General features: G+C 72.1%; 14 protein-coding genes and 1 pseudogene. 6 read left to right on the top strand and 9 right to left on the bottom strand.

The window, feature by feature from the left end; all coding sequences use genetic code 11:
- Positions 1-253 precede the first annotated feature (253 nt).
- Both ACIQJT_RS01975 and ACIQJT_RS01970 read left to right on the top strand, forming a co-directional pair.
- A complete protein-coding gene (locus ACIQJT_RS01975; RefSeq protein WP_402639052.1) occupies positions 254-484 on the top strand; it encodes an alpha/beta hydrolase family protein in 231 nt (76 codons plus the stop codon).
- 222 nt (positions 485-706) lie between these two features.
- Entirely contained in the window at positions 707-2,050 is a 1,344-nt protein-coding gene (locus tag ACIQJT_RS01970) for an amidase (RefSeq protein WP_402639050.1), read from the top strand.
- 10 nt (positions 2,051-2,060) lie between these two features.
- Here the strand turns inward: ACIQJT_RS01970 and ACIQJT_RS01965 are convergent, their stop codons facing one another.
- Positions 2,061-2,543 (bottom strand): GNAT family N-acetyltransferase, encoded by a 483-nt coding sequence (locus ACIQJT_RS01965; protein ID WP_365454815.1) that lies wholly within the window; start codon positions 2,541-2,543, stop codon positions 2,061-2,063.
- A 51-nt stretch (positions 2,544-2,594) separates the two neighbouring features.
- The gene (locus ACIQJT_RS01960; RefSeq protein WP_007386357.1) at positions 2,595-2,768 is read right to left on the bottom strand and encodes a hypothetical protein; all 174 of its coding nucleotides are present in this window, start codon (positions 2,766-2,768) and stop codon (positions 2,595-2,597) included.
- 463 nt (positions 2,769-3,231) lie between these two features.
- Here ACIQJT_RS01960 and ACIQJT_RS01955 point away from each other — a divergent pair, with 463 nt between their 5' ends.
- Both ACIQJT_RS01955 and ACIQJT_RS01950 read left to right on the top strand, forming a co-directional pair.
- Positions 3,232-3,582, top strand: coding sequence for a hypothetical protein (locus ACIQJT_RS01955; protein ID WP_365454812.1), 351 nt, complete (start codon positions 3,232-3,234; stop codon positions 3,580-3,582).
- Positions 3,583-3,607: 25 nt separating this feature from the next.
- Positions 3,608-3,760, top strand: a pseudogene (locus ACIQJT_RS01950) (SDR family NAD(P)-dependent oxidoreductase); the annotation flags it as partial.
- Between the two features lie 556 nt (positions 3,761-4,316).
- Here ACIQJT_RS01950 and ACIQJT_RS01945 read toward each other — a convergent pair.
- The 6 genes from ACIQJT_RS01945 to ACIQJT_RS01920 all read right to left on the bottom strand — a co-directional run bounded on the left by ACIQJT_RS01945 (position 4,317) and on the right by ACIQJT_RS01920 (position 13,397).
- Positions 4,317-5,837, bottom strand: a complete 1,521-nt coding sequence (locus tag ACIQJT_RS01945; protein WP_365454803.1) for an SDR family NAD(P)-dependent oxidoreductase — start codon at positions 5,835-5,837, stop codon at positions 4,317-4,319.
- A 102-nt stretch (positions 5,838-5,939) separates the two neighbouring features.
- Complete coding sequence (locus tag ACIQJT_RS01940; RefSeq protein ID WP_365454800.1) at positions 5,940-7,268, bottom strand: wax ester/triacylglycerol synthase family O-acyltransferase; 1,329 nt, start codon at positions 7,266-7,268, stop codon at positions 5,940-5,942.
- 159 nt (positions 7,269-7,427) lie between these two features.
- On the bottom strand, positions 7,428-10,031 hold the full coding sequence (locus tag ACIQJT_RS01935; RefSeq protein WP_402639047.1) for a PA14 domain-containing protein: 2,604 nt from the start codon (positions 10,029-10,031) through the stop codon (positions 7,428-7,430).
- Between the two features lie 175 nt (positions 10,032-10,206).
- Entirely contained in the window at positions 10,207-11,427 is a 1,221-nt protein-coding gene (gene glgC / locus ACIQJT_RS01930) for a glucose-1-phosphate adenylyltransferase (RefSeq protein ID WP_053852805.1), read from the bottom strand.
- Positions 11,428-11,480: 53 nt separating this feature from the next.
- Complete coding sequence (gene glgA, locus ACIQJT_RS01925; RefSeq protein WP_402639045.1) at positions 11,481-12,632, bottom strand: glycogen synthase; 1,152 nt, start codon at positions 12,630-12,632, stop codon at positions 11,481-11,483.
- A 36-nt stretch (positions 12,633-12,668) separates the two neighbouring features.
- The gene (locus tag ACIQJT_RS01920; RefSeq protein ID WP_402639042.1) at positions 12,669-13,397 is read right to left on the bottom strand and encodes a (2Fe-2S)-binding protein; all 729 of its coding nucleotides are present in this window, start codon (positions 13,395-13,397) and stop codon (positions 12,669-12,671) included.
- Positions 13,398-13,607: 210 nt separating this feature from the next.
- Between ACIQJT_RS01920 and ACIQJT_RS01915 the strand changes: the two genes are divergently transcribed.
- A complete protein-coding gene (locus ACIQJT_RS01915) occupies positions 13,608-14,738 on the top strand; it encodes a DMT family transporter (RefSeq protein WP_402639040.1) in 1,131 nt (376 codons plus the stop codon).
- Here ACIQJT_RS01915 and ACIQJT_RS01910 read toward each other — a convergent pair.
- On the bottom strand, positions 14,728-15,855 hold the full coding sequence (locus tag ACIQJT_RS01910) for a transglycosylase family protein (RefSeq protein WP_402639038.1): 1,128 nt from the start codon (positions 15,853-15,855) through the stop codon (positions 14,728-14,730). The genes ACIQJT_RS01915 and ACIQJT_RS01910 overlap by 11 nt on opposite strands.
- A 266-nt stretch (positions 15,856-16,121) precedes the next feature.
- Here ACIQJT_RS01910 and gndA point away from each other — a divergent pair, with 266 nt between their 5' ends.
- Positions 16,122-17,561: an NADP-dependent phosphogluconate dehydrogenase gene (gene gndA / locus ACIQJT_RS01905; RefSeq protein WP_402639036.1), complete on the top strand. Its 1,440-nt coding sequence runs from the start codon at positions 16,122-16,124 to the stop codon at positions 17,559-17,561.
- Positions 17,562-17,895: the final 334 nt, after the last annotated feature.

Below are 17,895 nucleotides of genomic sequence, written 5' to 3'. Positions count from 1 at the left end.
CACCCCGACTAAGCCGCCCCGACATCGACACCGGCCGCCTGGGCCTCCTCGGTCGTTCGATGGGCGGCGGGGTCGTCTACAACACGCTGGTGGTCGCCCCGGGCCTGTTCGACGCGGCGGTCGCCTTCGCACCGGTCAGCGCGCGCCCCGAGGAGAACATCGACCAGTTCCAACGGCTCGAGGGGGACCCGCTGATGGCCGAGATCGAGTCGGCGCACGGCACCCCGCTACGAACCCGGAGTTCTGGCGGGAGGTGTCCCCCCTCACCTACCTCGACCGGGTCACGGACCCCCTGCTGATCCACCACGGCACCGCCGACACGACCTGTCCCCTGCGCTGGACCCGGCAGACGGTCGCCGCGTTCGAGAAGGCGGGCAAGGGCGTCGAGTTGCGTACGTACCAGGGCGAGGGGCGCACCTTCTCTTCGCGGTGGGCACGCTCGATGGAGACCACCGTGGACCTCTTCGAGGAGCACCTGCGCTGAGGCCCGGCCGCCGTGGCGTCCACGTTCCGGTCCAGGGGCTGCACCGCCCGGAGTCGCGCCGGAGACCGGATTTTCCGCGGGCGGTGGGCCTGTCCAGCCGCACCCGCCGTGAAGGGTCCGAGGGGGCCGGGCCGAATGTCCGGGCGCGGGTGCTCTCGACGTGGCGTCCGCCGCCGGGCAGAGTTCTTCCTACGTACTCGCCAGTAGCCCCGAGGAGCGCACGTGACCAACTGGGTCGGCCGTACCGCCGCCGAGATAGCCGCCGCCGTCCGCGAGAAGCGCGCCACGCCCCGGGAGGTGGTGGCCGAGCACCTCGCCCGGATCGAGAAGCTGGACGGGCGGGTCGGGGCGTTCCGGGTGGTCCGCGCCGAGGCGGCACTGGCGGAGGCGGACGAGGTGGGCTCCCGGGACGACCTCGGTGAACTGCCCCTGGCCGGCGTGCCCGTGGCCGTCAAGGACAATCTCGCGGTGCGCGGCGAGACCAACCGCGTCGGCTCGACCGCGACCCCGGACACGCCCGCCGACGCCGACCATGAGGTCGTGGCCCGCCTGCGGGCCGCGGGCGCGGTGGTCGTCGGACTGACCAACGTGCCGGAGCTGTGCGTCTTCGGCACCACGGAGGGCGTCCACGGCACCTCCCGCAACCCCTGGGACACCTCGCGCACGGCGGGCGGCTCGTCCGGGGGCAGCGCCGCCGCGGTCGCCGCGGGCCTGGTCCCGGTCGCCCTCGGCAACGACGGCATGGGCTCCCTGCGCATCCCGGCGGCCAACTGCGGTCTCGTCACGCTGAAGCCGGGCTCGGGTGTGGTGCCGGCCGGCATCAGCGACGGCGACTGGTTCGGCATGTCCGAGAACGGCCCCCTCGCGACCACGGTCGAGGACGCCCGTCTGCTGCTCTCGGTCATCGCCGGCACCGAGTTCGTACGGCGGGACGCGCCCGCGACGCTCGACGTCGCCGTGTCCCTGCGCAGCCCGCTCGCCGGGGTCACCATCAGCGCGCCGTACGCGCAGGCGGTCCGCGAGGCGGCCGGACTGCTGATCAAGGCCGGGCACCAGGTGCGGCGCGCCGACCCGCCGTACCCGCTCTCGCTGGGAGTCACCTCGCTCGCCACCTGGACGGCGGGCACCTCGGTGGACGCCCAGGGCCTCGACCCCCGGCTGCTGGCCCGGCGCACCCGGGTGCACGCGGCGATCGGGCGGCGCTTCGTCAGGACCGTACGGAAGGGGAAGGCCCGGCAGGAACTGCGCGAGCGCCTGGAGCCGTTCTTCGCCGAGCACGACGTGCTGCTGCTCCCGGCACTGGCCCGCCGCTCCCCGAAGGCGGAGCCCTGGCACGAGCGGGGCTGGCTGCGCAATGTCCTGGCCAACACCAACTACTCGCCGCTGACCCCGCCGTGGAACCTCACCGGCTGGCCTGCCATGTCGGTGCCGCTCGGCACCCTGCCCTCGGGCGCCCCCACCGCCGTCCAACTGGTCGGCCGGCCCGGGTCGGAGACGGTGCTGCTGGAGGTCGCACAGGAGCTGGAGCGACGGCGGCCGTGGCGGCGGACGGCACCGCTCGGCTGAACTCCCGGCCCTACAGGGCCCTGTACATGATGTGCAGCCCGACCGGGCCGTGCCGGGGGTGGTCGAAGGCGTCCGGCACGGTGCCGAGAATCGTGAAGCCGAGCGAGGTCCACAGCTTCACGGCCGGGTTGGTCTCCACGACGGCGTTGAACACCATGCCTCGGTAGCCGTCGGCCGCGGCGGTGGCCAGGATGTGCTCGGCGAGGGCCCGGCCGATTCCGCGGCCGCCCCGGTCGGGGTCGACCATGAAGCCGGCGTTGGCGATCCGGGCCGCCGGACCACCGTAGTTGGGGGTGACGTAGGCGGAGGCGACGACCGCTCCGGTCTCGTCCTCGACGACGTGGACCCGCTTGGCCGGGCTCATCCACAGGGCCCGCGCGGCTTCCTCGGAGGTGTCGGGGTCCCAGGCGTAGGTCTCGCCCGCGGCCACGATCCGGTGCCAGAACGGCCAGATCCGTGGCCAGTCGTCGGCCACGGCTTCTCTGATCAGCATGGGCGTGAGTCTCGCACGCCCATGCCGTCGGCGATCGCGAAGGTCCTGCCGTCAGTCCACGCTGGGCAGGATGTGGGGCTCGGCGAGGTCGTCCTCGTAGCCCGCGAGACGGATGGGGGCGGACCGCGCCCACACGTCGAGGCTGCCGATGTCTCCGGGCCGTCGGCCCGCGCGCTCCGGGCGTTCCTTGGGGCGCTGTTCGCGATTCGTCTTCTCCGGTGTCACCGCGCACTCCTTATGTGTCGGGCTCACCCTCGGGACGTACCTGGCCAACCTACGGTCGGCGCCTGGACGTCCGCTCGGGTCTGGGTCGAGATCGGGTCGGACGCGGTGGCGCCGGCAACTCAGGTGAGAACAGACCGTGGTGACCGGCTTGTCCCGGGACGGACTGTGGGTGTGGGTGGGACCCCGTACTGCCGTCCGTCCGCTACAGATTAACCAGATGAGCGGAGGGCCGCTCGATAGCGAGTGAAAACAAGGTGTAACCATTGCACTTCACTGTGGCTTCTACGCCCGCTTTTCGCCTGATTTGCCGCTTTGAGTGCCCTCCTGGAGTCACTCGTTCGGCCTATGGCTCGACCGGTCCTCCGACCCCCGGGCACGCAGTTCAGGTCCCGTTGGCCGATTCGCAAGGCGCCCATGTTCTGCTGACCCACGGCAACGGCCGGACCGGCGGGAGGTCTGACGTATGGAACTGCGCAGTGTCGACGAACTGATGGATCTGCTGCACGCCTGCGGCAGCGAACACGCCCTGCGGACCGCGGCACTGCTGCGCCGCAGCCGGCCCGCCGACAAGGAACTCCAGGTGGCGGGCCTGGTGATGGGCACCGGACAGGCCGCCGAGGTCGTCCGCGCCCTGCTCGGAGAACGGGTCCACCGCCTACTGGCCCACCGCGGCCCCGCCCCCGACGACGACCTGCTGCGCCTGGCGGCCGAGGAGAGCCGCACGGCCCGGTTCGACGCCGGTGTCCTGGAGGACTGGCGGGCCGTCCTGGAACTGGTCGCGGCACGCAACTCCCGCCTGGAGAGCGTCGACTGACGGTCCGTCATGAGTCCGTACGGCGATGACGTCCTCGTACGGACCGCACGGCAGGGCTGCCCTCGTGACCGGCGGCACCCGCGGGATCGGGCGGGAGGTCGCCCGGCAACTGGCCGATGCCGAAGCGCTGGTGTGCGTCACGGCCAGGGACCCGGACGTCCGGCAGACCGCCTCTGAACGACCTCCTGGTCAGCAACACGGCGACGCATCAGCCGTACGGCCCCTCATGGCCGTGAATTCGCGCGGACGGTGGTGTGGCTCGCGTCCGACGCGGCCACGGGATGTGTCCCCGCGCGAGCGCGGTTCGAGCGTGAGGAGGGATCACCGGGACGGAGCTGCTGGGGACGGGGGCACGCGGGTGCGGGCGGCGCATCCGGGCGGGTACGCCGTCCATGACCGGCTGCGGTCGCCCGCGCCGCGCGGACGGTGACCGCTCCTCCTCACGGAAACGCGAGGAACCAGACGATGACGCCAGGGCGATGAAGGCGATCAGCACCACCGTGAAGAGCCTGCCGCGGTGTGACGTGCCGCCACCACGAGGCCGGTCCTCGGGCAGGACCGCGTCGCGGGGACGGTCACCCCGGTAGAACTCCTCATCGCTCGGATAGACGTTGCGCGGATCACTGTGGGCGCGCGGATCGACGCCGTGCGAGTCGCTCATGAGAACCTCCCGGTGCGCTGTGCCCGGCCCCCGGGTGCCCCGCCGGGACCAGGCCACACGCGCTGCCGGTGGCTCACCACTTGCCGGGCGCGTAGTCCTTCAGGAAGACCCCGTAGACGTCCTCGCCGTCCTCGCCGCGCACGATCGGGTCGTAGACGCGGGCCGCGCCGTCGACCAGGTCCAGAGGGGCGTGGAAGCCCTCCTCGGCGAGGCGGAGCTTGTCGAAGTGGGGGCGCTCGTCGGTGATCCAGCCGGTGTCGACCGAGGTCATCAGGATGCCGTCGGTCTGGAACATCTCCTGGGCGCTGGTCCGCGTGACCATGTTCATGGCCGCCTTGGCGGCGTTGGTGTTGGGGTGGCCGGCGCCTTTGTAGCCGCGGCCGAAGACGCCCTCCATCGCCGAGACGTTCACGACGTAGGCGCGTTTGCTGGCCGCCTTCTTCGCGGCGTCGGCCATGGCCGGGCGCAGCGCGCTGATCAGGATGAACGGGGACGTGTAGTTGCAGAGCTGGGTCTCCAGGAGCTCCACCGGGGAGATCTGGTCGATGGTCTGGACCCAGGTGTTGCTGTCCACGACGTCGGGGACGAGGCCGCCCGCGTCGATGGCGGTGCCGTCGAGGTGCCGGGCGACGCTGGCGTTGCCCGCGACCAGGGCGAGGTCGGCGACCTGCTGGGCGTCGAGGCCGGAGATCCCGGCGGGCAGGGAGGCGAGTCCGTCGACCGCGCCGGAGCCGAAGGCGCCGATGACGTGGTGGGCGGGGAGCTCACCGGCGGGCAGCGGGGCGCTCTCGCCGTCGACCAGGGCGGCGTAGGCGGAGGGCAGCCGGCGTACGGTCTGGGTCGCGTTGTTGACGAGGATGTCGAGCGGGCCCGCCTCGGCGACCCGCTCGGCGAGGGCCACGGCCTGCGCCGGGTCGCGCAGGTCGATGCCGACGACCTCCAGGCGGTGCAGCCAGTCCGCGGAGTCGTCCATGGCCTTGAAGCGGCGGATGGCGTCCTTCGGGAACCGGGTGGTGATCGTGGTGTGCGCGCCGTCGCGCAGCAGGCGCAGCGCGATGTACATGCCGATCTTGGCGCGGCCGCCGGTGAGCAGGGCGCGCTTGCCGGTGAGGTCGGCGCGGGCGTCGCGCTTGGCGCGGTTCAGGGCGGCGCAGTCCGGACAGAGCTGGTGGTAGAAGTAGTCGACCTCGACGTACCGGGTCTTGCAGGTGTAGCAGGAGCGCGGGCGCTGGAGTATCCCCGCGATCCTGCCCTCCTCGGTCCGCGACTGCGGCAGGATGCCCTCGGTCTCGTCGTCGATGCGCTGGGCGGAGCCGGTCGCCGTGGCCTCCGTGACCGCCTTGTCGTGGGCGGTCTTGGCGGCCCGGCGCTCCTGCCGGCGGCGCTGCTTCACTGTCCGGTAGATCCCGGCGGTGGCGCGGCGCACGGCGATCGCGTCGGGGTGGTCGACCTCCAGCTTGTCGAGCTCGTCGAGCACGCTGAGGCAGACGGCCAGCCGCTCCGGGTCGATGCCGGGGCCGAAGACGCCCTCGTCACCGGGTTCGCGCACGACCTCGTCCGTGGTCGTGGCCGAGCCGTCCTCTGTCACCGTCATCGCGCTGCCGTTTCCCTGGTCACCCGTGCGGCTGTGGCCGCGTCCGCTGGTCGAACGCGGAATTTTACTTCAGCGTGGGGCCCCGCCAGAAACCGGAAACGATCAAGAACCGCAGGCGACCAGCAGTTCCGCCACCTCCTCGGTCAGCGCCCGGGCCAGCAGGTCCAGGTCAGGCACCGCTTCCGCGTCGGCGACGAGGCCGTAGTGGACCTGTCCGCGGTAGGTCGAGATGGCGACCGCGAGGGACTGGCCGCGGGCGAGCGGGGCGAAGGGGTAGACCTCGGTGACCGGGTTGCCGCCGAGCTTCAGGCCGATGCCGGGCAGCGGGACGCTGGTGACGAGGATGTCGAACCACAGCCGGGCGCCCTGACCGGCCAGCGGCCCGCCGAGGCGGTGGCCGAGGGCCGGGACGTGGTCGGCGAGCAGGGCGACCGCGCCGGCGCCCCGGTTGGGTCCGGCGTCCTTGTTGCGGTCCATGGCCGTGCGGACCGCGTCGAGGCGGCCCAACGGATCGGCGTCGTCGACCGGGAGCCGCACCAGGTACCCGGAGAGCCGGTTGCCCTGGGGGTGCGCGGTGCGCGGACGGCGCCTGGAGACCGGGATCAGGGCGCGGGGGGCCACGCCCTCGCTGCCGTCGCCGCGCTCGTCCAGCCAGCGGCGCAGGGCGCCCGCGACGACCGCGATCAGGACGTCGTTGACGGTGCCGCCGCGGCTCTTGCGGACGCGGTGCACGTCGTCGAGGTCGACGACGACTCCGGCGGTGCGCCGGGTGCCGCTCGCCTCGGAGGTGAGGGCGGCGCAGGGCTGCGCGCCCAGGGAGGACAGGGCGACCGAGGCGCCGATGTCGAGGGCGCGGCCCAGGTCGGAGGCGGCCCCCCGGACGAGCTCGGGGAGCCTGCGGACGTCCGGGAGCAGCTTCCTCGCGGGCTCCTCGGGGCGCGGCCGGGGGGTGGGCAGGTCCATCGGGTCCAGGACGGCGGCGGCGAGCGTCAGTGCCCGCAGTCCGTCGGCGAGGGCGTGGTGGAACTTGAACAGCACCGCGAAGGAGGCCCCGTCCTCCCCCGGCAGCACGTGCGCCTCCCAAGGCGGGCGCTCGCGGTCCAGCGGCCGCTGCATGAGCCGTCCGGCCTCGGCGTGGAAGTCCGCCGTCGGGGCGTGCAGCAGGACGTGCCGGAGCGGGTCGAAGTCGGGGTCGGGGACGCGGGCGGCTCCCCCGAAGGCGTACGGGAAGCCGAGCGGCCACACGTCCCGGATGCGCATCCGCAGTCCGGGGACGGCGGCGGCGCGGCCCGCGAGCAGGTCGGCCGCGTGGGCGCCGGCGGTGGGCGAGTGCGCCGTGAAGACGCCGAGCGCTCCCAGGTGCATCGGGTGCTCGGCGGATTCCATGTTCCAGAACGCCAGGTCGAGAGGGGCCAGCAGGTCGGAAGTCAATGCCTTGCCTCGCGTCGACAACAGGTGGACCAGCAGTCAATCGCCCTCCGGCGATTACGGTCAAGTACGATCAAGCTACGCTCAGTTAACACCAGATTAAGTCCCGCCCCCGGTGAAAGGGGCGGGACACATGGTGCGGATGGGCTCATCGGAGGGTGATCAGCACCCAGCCGGGGCAGCCCGGGACGCGTCACGGATGAGGGCCTGGTGCGCGGCCCTGACCCGCCCGGCGTCCGGTTTCAGGACCTTCCGGTCGTAGGTGAGCAGCCCGTTCAGCTCACCCTCGACGTCCGAGATCTGGGTGTAGACGGCGCCGTTGCCACCGCGGCAGGCCAGGGCACGCACCTCGTCGAGCTTGGCCAGGTAGTCGTCGGTGTAGGTCGCCGGATCGACGTCGACGTAGGACTGCTGGACCGACCAGGCGTGCCCGGGCACCGCCAGGCCGAGACCGCCGTACTCGCCGCTGACCAGGGCACGTCGGCCGTCCGGGTGGGGCGGCAGGGCGGGGCTGGGATAGCCGTGCTCGTCCATGATGTCGCCGGCGTTCCCATCGGCGCCGAGGTTGAGCCCCGACTGGTTGTTGACCAGGCGGGTCGGGTCCCAGTCCTTGGCCTGTTCGGCGACCCGGCCGACGTCGTACTGCCCCCAGCCCTCGTTGAAGGTCACCCACATGACGACCGACGGGCTGCTGATGTGTTCGTCGATCATCTGTTTCATCTCGCGCTCGTACTCCGCGCGGGCGGCGGGGCTCGGATTCACCCCGGCGGTCATGGCGGGCATGTCCTGCCACACCATCGGGCCCAGCCGGTCGGCCCAGTAGAACCAGCGGTCGGGTTCGACCTTGATGTGCTTGCGGACGGCGTTGAAGCCGAGCCGCTTGTGCACCTTCAGGTCGTACGCGAGGGCCTCGTCGGTGGGTGCGGTGTGCAGGCCGTCGGGCCAGAAGCCCTGGTCGAGGGTGGCCATCATGAAGACCGGCTCGCCGTTGAGGACCGTGCGCGGGGTGCCGTCCACGTTCTCGACGGCGATGGAGCGCATCCCGAAGTAGCTGCCGACGCGGTCGGTGCCGACGGTCACCTTCAGGCCGTACAGGAAGGGGTCGTCGGGCGACCACAGGTGCGGGTCGGTGAGGGTCAGGGTGAGCGGCTGCCCGGTCCGGCCGCGGGCCGTGGCGACCTTCCGCTTCCCGTCGTACGCCGTCGCCGTGACCGGTACGCCGTCGCGGACGCCCTGCGCCTCCACCGTGAGCCGTCCGGTGGGCACGTCGGGGGTCAGCTTCAGGGAGTCGACGTGGTCGCGGGCGACGGGCTCCATCCAGACGGTCTGCCAGATGCCGGAGGACGGGGTGTACCAGATGCCGCTCGGGTCGAGGCGCTGCTTGCCGAGCGGCGGGTTCTCGCCGTCGGCCGCGTCGGTGGGGTCGTACACGCCGACGATCAGCTCCTGGGTGCGGCCCGGCCGCAGCGCGTCGGTGATGTCGGCGCTGAACTTGTCGTAGCCGCCGGTGTGTTCGGCGACCCTGGTGCCGTTGACGTAGACCTCGGACCGCCAGTCGACGGCACCGAAGTTGAGCCGCAGCCGCTTGCCGGAGCCGATGTGCCAGTCGGCCGGGACGGTGAAGGTGCGGCGGTACCACATGCGGTCCTCGTGCCGTTCCAGGCCGGAGAGCTGGGACTCGACCGGGTACGGGACGAGGATGCGCTCGGCCAGGTCCCGGCCCACCGGCGGCCGTTCACCGGCCTCGGCGGCGGCGAACTGCCAGCGGCCGTTGAGGTTCCGCCATTGGTCGCGGGTCAACTGCGGGCGGGGGTACTCGGGATGGGCGTTGCCGGGGCCCACCTCGTCGGCCCACTTCGTGCGCAGCTCGTACGTCGAACGGTTGGCGCCACTGCTCCAGAACGCCTTGACAACGTTGCCGTCGGCGCCGGTGAGCCCGCCCCGGCCGTCGTAGCGGAGGTCGGCGGTGCCGCGTGCGGTGCCGGTTCTGTTGCCCACGACGGGTTCGGCGAGCTCGACCAGAAGCACTCGGGGATCGCGCGGGTCCTGTTTCGCCGTGCCCAGGGGCCACTTGGCGCCGCCGATCACCGCCTGGAGGTGGTCGGTGAGGCCGGCCGGAGGCGCGGCGAGCGGCTGGGCGAAGTCGAGCTTCAGGGTGCGGCCGGTGCCGAGGACCGTGGTCGCGACCGGTCCGTCGTAGTCGTAGCCCTCGGGGAGCCGGAACGCGGACTGCGGGACCGACTCCTTGGTGCCGCCGGGCCGGATCCAGCGCAGGTGGAGGTTGGAGCCGCCGTAGTGCTCGAAGTACTCGACCTTGATGTCGTAGGACTGCCCGGCGGCCAACTCGACCGGCTGCGCGGTCTGTTCGCGGTCCCAGTCGTCGACCCAGTGGTCGATGAGGAGCTGTCCGCCGAGCCACAGGCGGAAGCCGTTGTCGCCGATGACGGAGAAGGTGTGGGGCCCGGACGCCGTCGGGACGAGCCTGCCGGTCCAGCGGACGCTGACGTCGTCCGCGCGGCCGGTCGCGGCGGCGAGGCGGGGTTCGAGGTTGTCGAAGTCGAGGTTCGGGTCGAAGGTGGTCGCCTTCAGCTCGTGGAAGTCGAAGGCGCCGGGGGCGGACTGGGTCCAGTACTCGCCCTTGAGGCCGTGGGCCTCGACGGGGTCGTCGGCCAGGGCGGGCGCCGCGGTCAGGCCGGCGATCCCGAGGAGCGCGGCGAACAGTAACGCCAGCCGGCCTCTGAGGCGGGTGAGGTGCCTGCGGTGCATGGAAGCCTCCATAACAACGTTGTCATGGGCAGGAGTTGGCATGACAACACGGATTCGGCTTCCCGTCCAGGGACATGACAAGTCTGTCCGGGGACGACGAGGTGTGCCACGAGGGCGACGCGGTCCACGCCCCCGCGGGGCACTCCCCACGAGGGCGGGCCGAGCCGGCCGGGGCCTAGGACACGAGCTGCCCCTTCCCGAGCGCGATCACCCCGCCCTTGGACACCGTGTACAGTTCCGCGTCCCGCTCCGGGTTCACCCCGATCGTGGCGCCCGGCGGCACCTCGACGTTCTTGTCGAGGACGGCCCCGCGGACCACCGCGCCCCGGCCTATCTTCACGTTGTCGTGCAGGACCGAGCCCTGGACGACGGCCCCCGGGTCGACCAGGACACCGGGTGAGAGCACGGACCGGGTGACCTGGCCGCGGATGAGGCAGCCCGCGCTGATGATGGACTCGCTGGCGATGCCGCCGGCGTTGAAGCGGGCCGGGGAGAGCTGGCCGGAGTGGGTGTAGATGGGCCACTGCCGGTTGTAGAGGTTGAACGCGGGGCGCTCGGCGATCAGGTCCATGTGGGCGTCGTAGTAGGCGTCCAGGGTGCCGACGTCCCGCCAGTAGCCGCGGTCCCGGGTGGTCTCGCCGGGCACGTGGTTGGCGCTGAAGTCGTAGAGCTGGGCCTCGCCGCGGTCGGTGAGCTGCGGGAGGATCGAACCGCCCATGTCGTGGACGGAGTGCTCGTCCTCGGAGTCCCGCTGGAGCGCCTCGATGAGGGCCTTGGTGGTGAAGATGTAGTTGCCCATCGAGGCGAACACGCACTCGGGGTCGTCCGCGAGGCCGGGCGGGTCGGCGGGCTTCTCCAGGAAGCGCTCCACCGTGAGACCGTCCGAGGCCGGGGAGATCACCCCGAACGACGGGGACTCGGAGCGCGGCACGCGGATGCCGGCCACGGTGACGCCCGCACCGGACTCGATGTGCTGCGCGAGCATCTGCCGAGGGTCCATGCGGTACACGTGGTCGGCACCGAACACCGCGACGTACTCGGGGCGCTCGTCGTAGATCAGGTTCAGCGACTGCAGGATCGCGTCCGCGCTGCCCAGGTACCAGCGCGGTCCCAGACGCTGCTGGGCGGGCACCGGCGTGATGTAGTTGCCGAGCAGGCTCGACATCCGCCAGGTGGTCGTGATGTGCCGGTCCAGCGAGTGCGACTTGTACTGCGTGAGCACGCAGATGCGCAGGATGTCGGCGTTGACGAGGTTGGACAGGACGAAGTCGACCAGCCGGTAGGTGCCTCCGAAGGTGACCGCCGGTTTGGCGCGGTCCGTGGTCAGGGGCATCAGGCGTTTGCCTTCTCCGCCCGCGAGTACGATGCCGAGCACCGAAGGTCCGCCACGACGCATGGCCGCTCCCCTCACCTGGTCCGTGACCGATGCCTGCCCTTGCCGGGGGCCAGCTACGCCTGTTTGACGATCTCCTCGTAGAGCCGGACCGTGCGCCGCGCGACCGCGTCCCAGCCGAACTCGCCCACCGCGCGCTCCCGACCCGCCTCGCCCATCCGCCGTGCCGTGGCCGGATCGCCGATCACGGAGTCGAGTGCCCCCGCGAGGGCCGTTTCGAACCCGTCGTCCACGGTCACGAGCAGTCCGGTCCTGCCGTCGTCCACGACCTCGGGGATACCGCCGACCCGCGAGGCCACCACGGGGGTCCCGCAGGCCATCGCCTCCAGGTTGACGATGCCGAGGGGTTCGTACACCGAGGGGCACACGAAGACCGCGGCATGGGTGAGGAGCTGGATCACCTCGGGGCGCGGCAGCATCTGCGGTATCCAGTGCACGCCCTCGCGGACCCGGCTCAGCTGCTCGAAGAGCTCGCGGAACTCCCGGTCGATCTCCGGGGTGTCCGGGGCGCCCGCGCACAGCACGACCTGCGCGGCCGGGTCGATGTCCCGCACCGCGCGCAGCAGGTGCGGCACGCCCTTCTGGCGGGTGATGCGGCCGACGAACAGCACGAACGGGCGGTCCCGGTCCAGGCCGATCCGGTCCAGCACCTCGGTGCCGTGGTCGGGCCGGTAGAGAGTGGTGTCGATGCCGTTGTGCACGATGTGGACCCTGGCCGGATCCAGCCCCGGGTAGCAGCTCAGGATGTCCTCGCGCATGGCTCCCGAGACGGCGATCACCGCGTCGGCGGACTCGATCGCGGTGCGTTCGGCCCAGCTCGACAGCGCGTATCCGCCGCCGAGCTGCTCGGCCTTCCAGGGGCGCAGGGGCTCCAGGGAGTGGGCGGTCATCACGTGCGGGATGCCGTGCAGGAGCTTGCCGAGGTGGCCGGCGAGGTTGGCGTACCAGGTGTGGGAGTGGACCAGCTCACGGCCTTCGAGGCCCGCGGCCATGGAGAGGTCCACGGAGAAGGTGCGCAGCGCGTCGTTGGCGGTGTCCAGCGCGGACCACGGCCGGTGCCGGACCACGCCCTCCGTGCGGCCCTCGCCCCAGCAGTGCACGTCCAGGTCGACGAGGGATCTCAACTCCCGAGCCAGGAACTCGACATGGACACCCGCGCCGCCGTACACGTCCGGCGGGTACTCCCGGGTCAGCAGGCCCACTCGCACCCGGAACCCCCTGTCTCGACTGATCGGCTTTCATGGTCACCCAGATGCGCCGCGCGGGGAAGAGCGCGGGGCTCGTGTGAAACAACAGTCACCGCACACGCCACCTCCCGGCAACCGGTAGTACAGACAGCAGCTCCGGCGGCGGAGGGCGGCGCTGTCGAGCCTCCCCGCGAGCAGGGGGTGGGTGAGGAGGTCGGCCGCGAGGGCGCGGACGCCGTGGTGGCCCAGTTGGCGGACGGCTCCCGTGAGCGCCGAGGCGGCGTTGCCCCACAGCAGTCCGGTGGCCAGCCGGTAGTCCGTGTGCAGCGTCGCCGTCAGGGGTTCGAGATGGCCGTGCAGCACGACCCGGGAGATCGTTTCGGCGTCGGCCGGAAGCGGTGCCACCGCGTCCAGCAGGAGATCGTCGGGGGCGCTCGCCTCGGGGTCCCAGAGCAGCCGCTGCGGGGCCAGGTCGGGGATGTGCCCGTACCGGACGGCGCAGCCGAGCGCCACCGACCACAGCCGGGCCGCGAGACCCTGGTGGGCGATCGAGGCCGCGATCCGGGGCTCGGGAGCGCGCAGGGCGTCGGCCACCTTCCGGACCCGGAAAGTCAGCGCATTTCCGTAAACATCCGATCCTCGGTTCTCGTAGACTTGTGCGAGGGTCGGCAGCGCCGGTCGCGGTGCCGCGGGGCTGCCGCCGATCGTGCGCAGGACGAAGAAGGCGCCGAGCGGTCGCAGCGCCACCAGATCCGGGTCGAGGTCCACGACCAGCAGTAGTACCAAGACCCCTAGGGGTGCCCAGCAGGGGCCCTCCCCTCCGTGTCACCCGCCCTGGGGAGGACACGGGCCGTTCCGTACTCCATCGGCAGTAGGACCCATTGCCTGCTCAGGGACGACGACGGGAAGAAGTTTTCCGGGCATCGTGTTGGTCATGGAAGACGACCCTTCGTCGCGCCGGGCGCCACGCCCCCGCCTCACGCAGAGGAGCTGCTCATGAGTGCCCTCGCGTTGTCCGTGCTCCTCTCCCTCGTCTCCGCCGTCGCCTACGCGGGCGGAGCGATCGTGCAGGAGCAGGTCGCGGTGTCGCACCCGGACGAGCAGTTCGCGCCGCTGCGCCGGCCGAGCTGGTGGGCGGCGGTCGCGCTGAACGGCCTCGGCGGACTCCTGCACGTGGTGGCGCTCGCCTACGGTCCGCTCAGCCTGGTCCAGCCGCTGGGTGCCCTGACGATCGTGTTCGCCCTGCCGATGGCCGCGCTGTTCGTCGGCCGCAGGGCCGGGGCGACCGCCTGGCGGGGCGCGATCATGGCGACGGTGGGACTGGCCGGTCTGCTCTCCCTGGTGGGCGCCTCCGACGCGCACTCGCTCGGCACGACCCAGCGGGTGTTCGCCGCGCTGGTGACGGCCGCCGCGGTGGTCGCGCTGATGATCGCGGGCCGGGCCGCACACCGGCACCCGGTGGTGCGCAGCGTGCTGCTCGCGACCGCGTCCGGCATAGCGTTCGGCATGTCCTCGGTGTTCACCAAGACGGTCGCCGTCGACTGGAGCGGTGGCGTCTCGGCGACGGACCTGCCCTCACTGGCCGCGATCGGTGTCCTGGCCACCGCCGGACTGATGCTGTCGCAGGCCTCCTACCGCGGCGCCGGTCTCGCGGCTCCGCTGGCGACGCTGACGGTCGTGAACCCGGTGGTGGCGGCCGTGGTCGGCATCACGATGTTCGGGGAGACCTTCCGCTACGGCACCACGGGCACCGCGCTCGCCCTGAGCTGCGGTGTGGTGGCGGCGGGCGGCCTGATCCTGCTGACGACGGAGCGCATCCAGCGCACCCACGGCGAGCCCGCCGAGGCCGCGGACCTCGACGACGTCGACGTGTTCGTCCCGGCGCCCGCCGAGGAGCCGGCCGACGCGCTCGTGCGCGAGAGCGTGCTGGTCGAACAGGTCGCCGCCCTGCGCGAGGAACTGCTCGTGCCGGCTCCCGCCGCCCCCGGGACGGCACGGAGGGACGGCCCGTCCGAGGAGCTCGCGGACCCGGGAGGCCAGCCCCCGGCGTACTACGGCCCGTTCTACGGCGCGGCGTACATCCCGATGCCGGTACTGGACCGGCACCGGACCCGCGTCAAATCCTGATGCCGCCGGCCCGGAGGTACGCCACCGGGTCGATGTCGCTGCCGAAGCCGGGCCCCGTCCGCACCTCGAAGTGCAGATGCGGGCCCGTGCTGTTGCCCGTGGAGCCCGACCGGCCGATGCGCTGGCCGGGACCCACGCTCTGTCCGGCCTTCACGGAGATCGCGGACAGGTGGGCGTACTGCGTGTAGCGGCCGTCGGCGTGCCGGATGACCACCTGGTAACCGAAGGAGCCGCCCCAGCCCGAGGTGACGACCTTGCCGGCCGCCACCGCCCTCACGGAGGTCCCGGTGGGCACGGCGAAGTCGACACCGGTGTGGTAGCCCTTCGACCAGGCCGAGCCCTGTTTGTGGTACGGGGTCCCGAGGGAGGCGTTCACGGGGGCGACCAGGCCGGTGTCCGCGGCCTTCTCGGTCTTCTTCCCGGTGCCGGAGGAGGTCTTCCTCGTCGGGGTCGAGGTGTGCTCGGTGGTGGTGGGCGTGGCGGCGCCGGCCCGCAGCTTGAGCCGCTGGCCCGGCAGGATCAGGTCGGGATCGGCCCCGACGGTCTCGCGGTTGGCGGAGTACAGCCCCCGCCAGCCGCCCCGCACCTTGTGCGCGTCGGCGATCCCGGAGAGCGAGTCGCCCCGGACCACGGTGTACATCTCGGCGGACCCGGCCCGCGACTGCGGGGTGGTCTGCGGCTGGACGTCCCGCACGGAGGCCGTCCTCTTCGTGAGCGGCGGGACGTCCGGGGCGGAGCCCCCGCGCGTCAGCCCGGCCCGCACGGAACACGTCGGCCAGGCGCCCGGCCCCTGTCCGTCCAGCACCTTCTCCGCCACCGCGATCTGCTGGTCCCTGGTGGCCAGATCCGCACGCGGCGCGTACCGGGCGCCGCCGTACGCCTCCCAGGTGGACTGGGTGAACTGGAGCCCGCCGTAATAGCCGTTGCCGGTGTTGATGCTCCAGTTGCTGCTGGACTCGCACGCGGCGACCTTGTTCCAGGTGTCCACGTCGGCGGCGTGTGCGGTGCCGGTGCCGATGAGCGGGACCGCGATGCCGACACCGCCCGCGGTGACGGTGAGCGAGGCCCGGTTGATCCTGTTCGGCTGATACCGGCGGTGCCGGCCGCGTACGGCCATGGAGGCCTCCCCCTAGACAAGCGTCATGCGCCAGGAGGGGCAAAAGTAATCGCCGCGAACAGGCCATGACAAGACGGCATCCGGCCGCGTGGGGGCGCGCACCCGACCGGCGGGTCCGGCTGAACGCAACGAGGCGCCCGAACCGTATCCCTGGTGTGCGGACAGTCCCCCGACGGGCCAGGATGACCGGTGGACGATACTGACAAGCACGACCGGCAGCGGTAGACGACCTACGCGATCCACGGGATCTTTTGGGAGCAGGCGGTATGAGCAACACAGCGCAGATCGGTGTCACGGGCCTCGCGGTCATGGGCCGCAACCTCGCCCGCAACTTCGCCCGCAACGGCTATACGGTCGCCCTGCACAACCGGACCGCGTCGCGCACGCACGCCCTGGTCGAGGAGTTCGGGAGCGAGGGCGACTTCATCGCGGCGGAGACCGCCAAGGAGTTCGTGGCGGCCCTCGAGCGGCCGCGCCGGCTGGTCATCATGGTGAAGGCCGGGGAGCCGACCGACGCGGTGATCCAGGAGTTCGCGCCGCTGCTGGAGCCCGGTGACATGATCATCGACGGTGGCAACGCGCACTTCGCGGACACCCGGCGCCGGGAGCGCGAACTGCGCGAGCAGGGCATCCACTTCGTCGGCATGGGCGTCTCCGGCGGCGAGGAGGGCGCGCTCAACGGCCCGAGCATCATGCCGGGCGGCCCGAAGGAGTCGTACGACTCGCTCGGCCCGATGCTGGAGAAGATCTCCGCGAAGGCGAAGGACGGCGCTCCGTGCGTGACCCACGTGGGTCCCGACGGGGCCGGGCACTTCGTGAAGATGGTCCACAACGGCATCGAGTACGCCGACATGCAGCTCATCGGTGAGGCCTACCAGTTGCTGCGCGATGTGGCCGGGTACTCCCCCGCGCAGATCGCCGACATCTTCCGCACCTGGAACACGGGCCGCCTGGACTCGTACCTGATCGAGATCACCGCCGAGGTGCTCTCCCACGTGGACGCGGAGACGGGCAAGCCGTTCGTGGACGTGGTGGTGGACCAGGCCGAGCAGAAGGGCACCGGCCGCTGGACCGTGCAGATCGCCCTCGACCTCGGTGTCCCGGTCTCGGGCATCGCGGAGGCGGTCTTCGCCCGCTCCCTGTCCGGCCACGCCGAGCTGCGGGAGGCGTCCCGCTCCCTCGCCGGGCCCAAGGCGACGCCGCTGCCGGAGGCCGAGGCGGGAGCCTTCGCCGACCGTGTCGAGCAGGCGCTGTACGCCTCGAAGATCGTGTCGTACACGCAGGGCTTCCACGAGATCGCGGCCGCCCGCGAGGAGTACGACTGGGACATCGACCTGGGCGCCGTCTCGGCGATCTGGCGCGGTGGCTGCATCATCCGCGCGGCCTTCCTCGACCGCATCCGGTCCGCCTACGACACCCGCGCGGACCTGCCCAGCCTGCTCTCCGACGACACCTTCGCGCAGGAGATCGCCGACGCGCAGGACGACTGGCGCGAGGTCGTCGTGGCTGCGACGCGGCAGGGAGTGCCGACGCCGGGCTTCGCGGCGGCGCTGGCCTACTACGACGCGCTGCGCGCCGAGCGGCTGCCCGCGGCGCTGACGCAGGGGCAGCGGGACTTCTTCGGGGCGCACACCTACCGGCGCACCGACCGCGAGGGCTCGTTCCACACGCTGTGGGGCGGGGACCGGTCCGAGGTGACCGGCTGAGCGTGGCCCTGACAGGAAGGAGGGCCACCGTCCGGTGGCCCTCCTTCCGTCTGTCGCCCGCCGTCAGCTGAGCGGCGGTCCCGGCTCCGGGTCGGGAACCGGCTCGGGTCCCGGCGGGACCGGGGACGGCGAAGGGTCGGGCGCGGGGCCCGGCGGGACCGGATCGGGCGCAGGACCGGGGCCCGGGCCCGGAGTCGGGGTCGGGTTCGGGGGTGACGGGGGCTCCGGCGCCGGCCCCGGCGTGGGAACCGGCCCGGGGCCGGGCGTGGGGCCCGGGGGGACGGGGTCGGGGTACGGATCGGTCATCAGGTCCTCCAGCCAGTCGGTCGGCATC

Source organism: Streptomyces sp. NPDC091972 (assembly GCF_044756385.1).
Lineage (GTDB): Bacteria > Actinomycetota > Actinomycetes > Streptomycetales > Streptomycetaceae > Streptomyces.
This window is presented reverse-complemented; position numbering and strand designations above follow the sequence as displayed.

Bases quoted from the DNA above. Each gene is read 5' to 3' on its own strand.
- ACIQJT_RS01965 (WP_365454815.1), bottom strand. From the start codon at position 2,543: ATGCTGATCAGAGAAGCCGTGGCCGACGACTGGCCACGGATCTGGCCG.
- ACIQJT_RS01955 (WP_365454812.1), top strand. From the start codon at position 3,232: ATGGAACTGCGCAGTGTCGACGAACTGATGGATCTGCTGCACGCCTGC.
- ACIQJT_RS01945 (WP_365454803.1), bottom strand. From the start codon at position 5,837: ATGACGGTGACAGAGGACGGCTCGGCCACGACCACGGACGAGGTCGTG.
- ACIQJT_RS01935 (WP_402639047.1), bottom strand. From the start codon at position 10,031: ATGCACCGCAGGCACCTCACCCGCCTCAGAGGCCGGCTGGCGTTACTG.
- glgC (WP_053852805.1), bottom strand. From the start codon at position 11,427: ATGCGTCGTGGCGGACCTTCGGTGCTCGGCATCGTACTCGCGGGCGGA.
- ACIQJT_RS01915 (WP_402639040.1), top strand. From the start codon at position 13,608: ATGAGTGCCCTCGCGTTGTCCGTGCTCCTCTCCCTCGTCTCCGCCGTC.
- ACIQJT_RS01910 (WP_402639038.1), bottom strand. From the start codon at position 15,855: ATGGCCGTACGCGGCCGGCACCGCCGGTATCAGCCGAACAGGATCAAC.
- gndA (WP_402639036.1), top strand. From the start codon at position 16,122: ATGAGCAACACAGCGCAGATCGGTGTCACGGGCCTCGCGGTCATGGGC.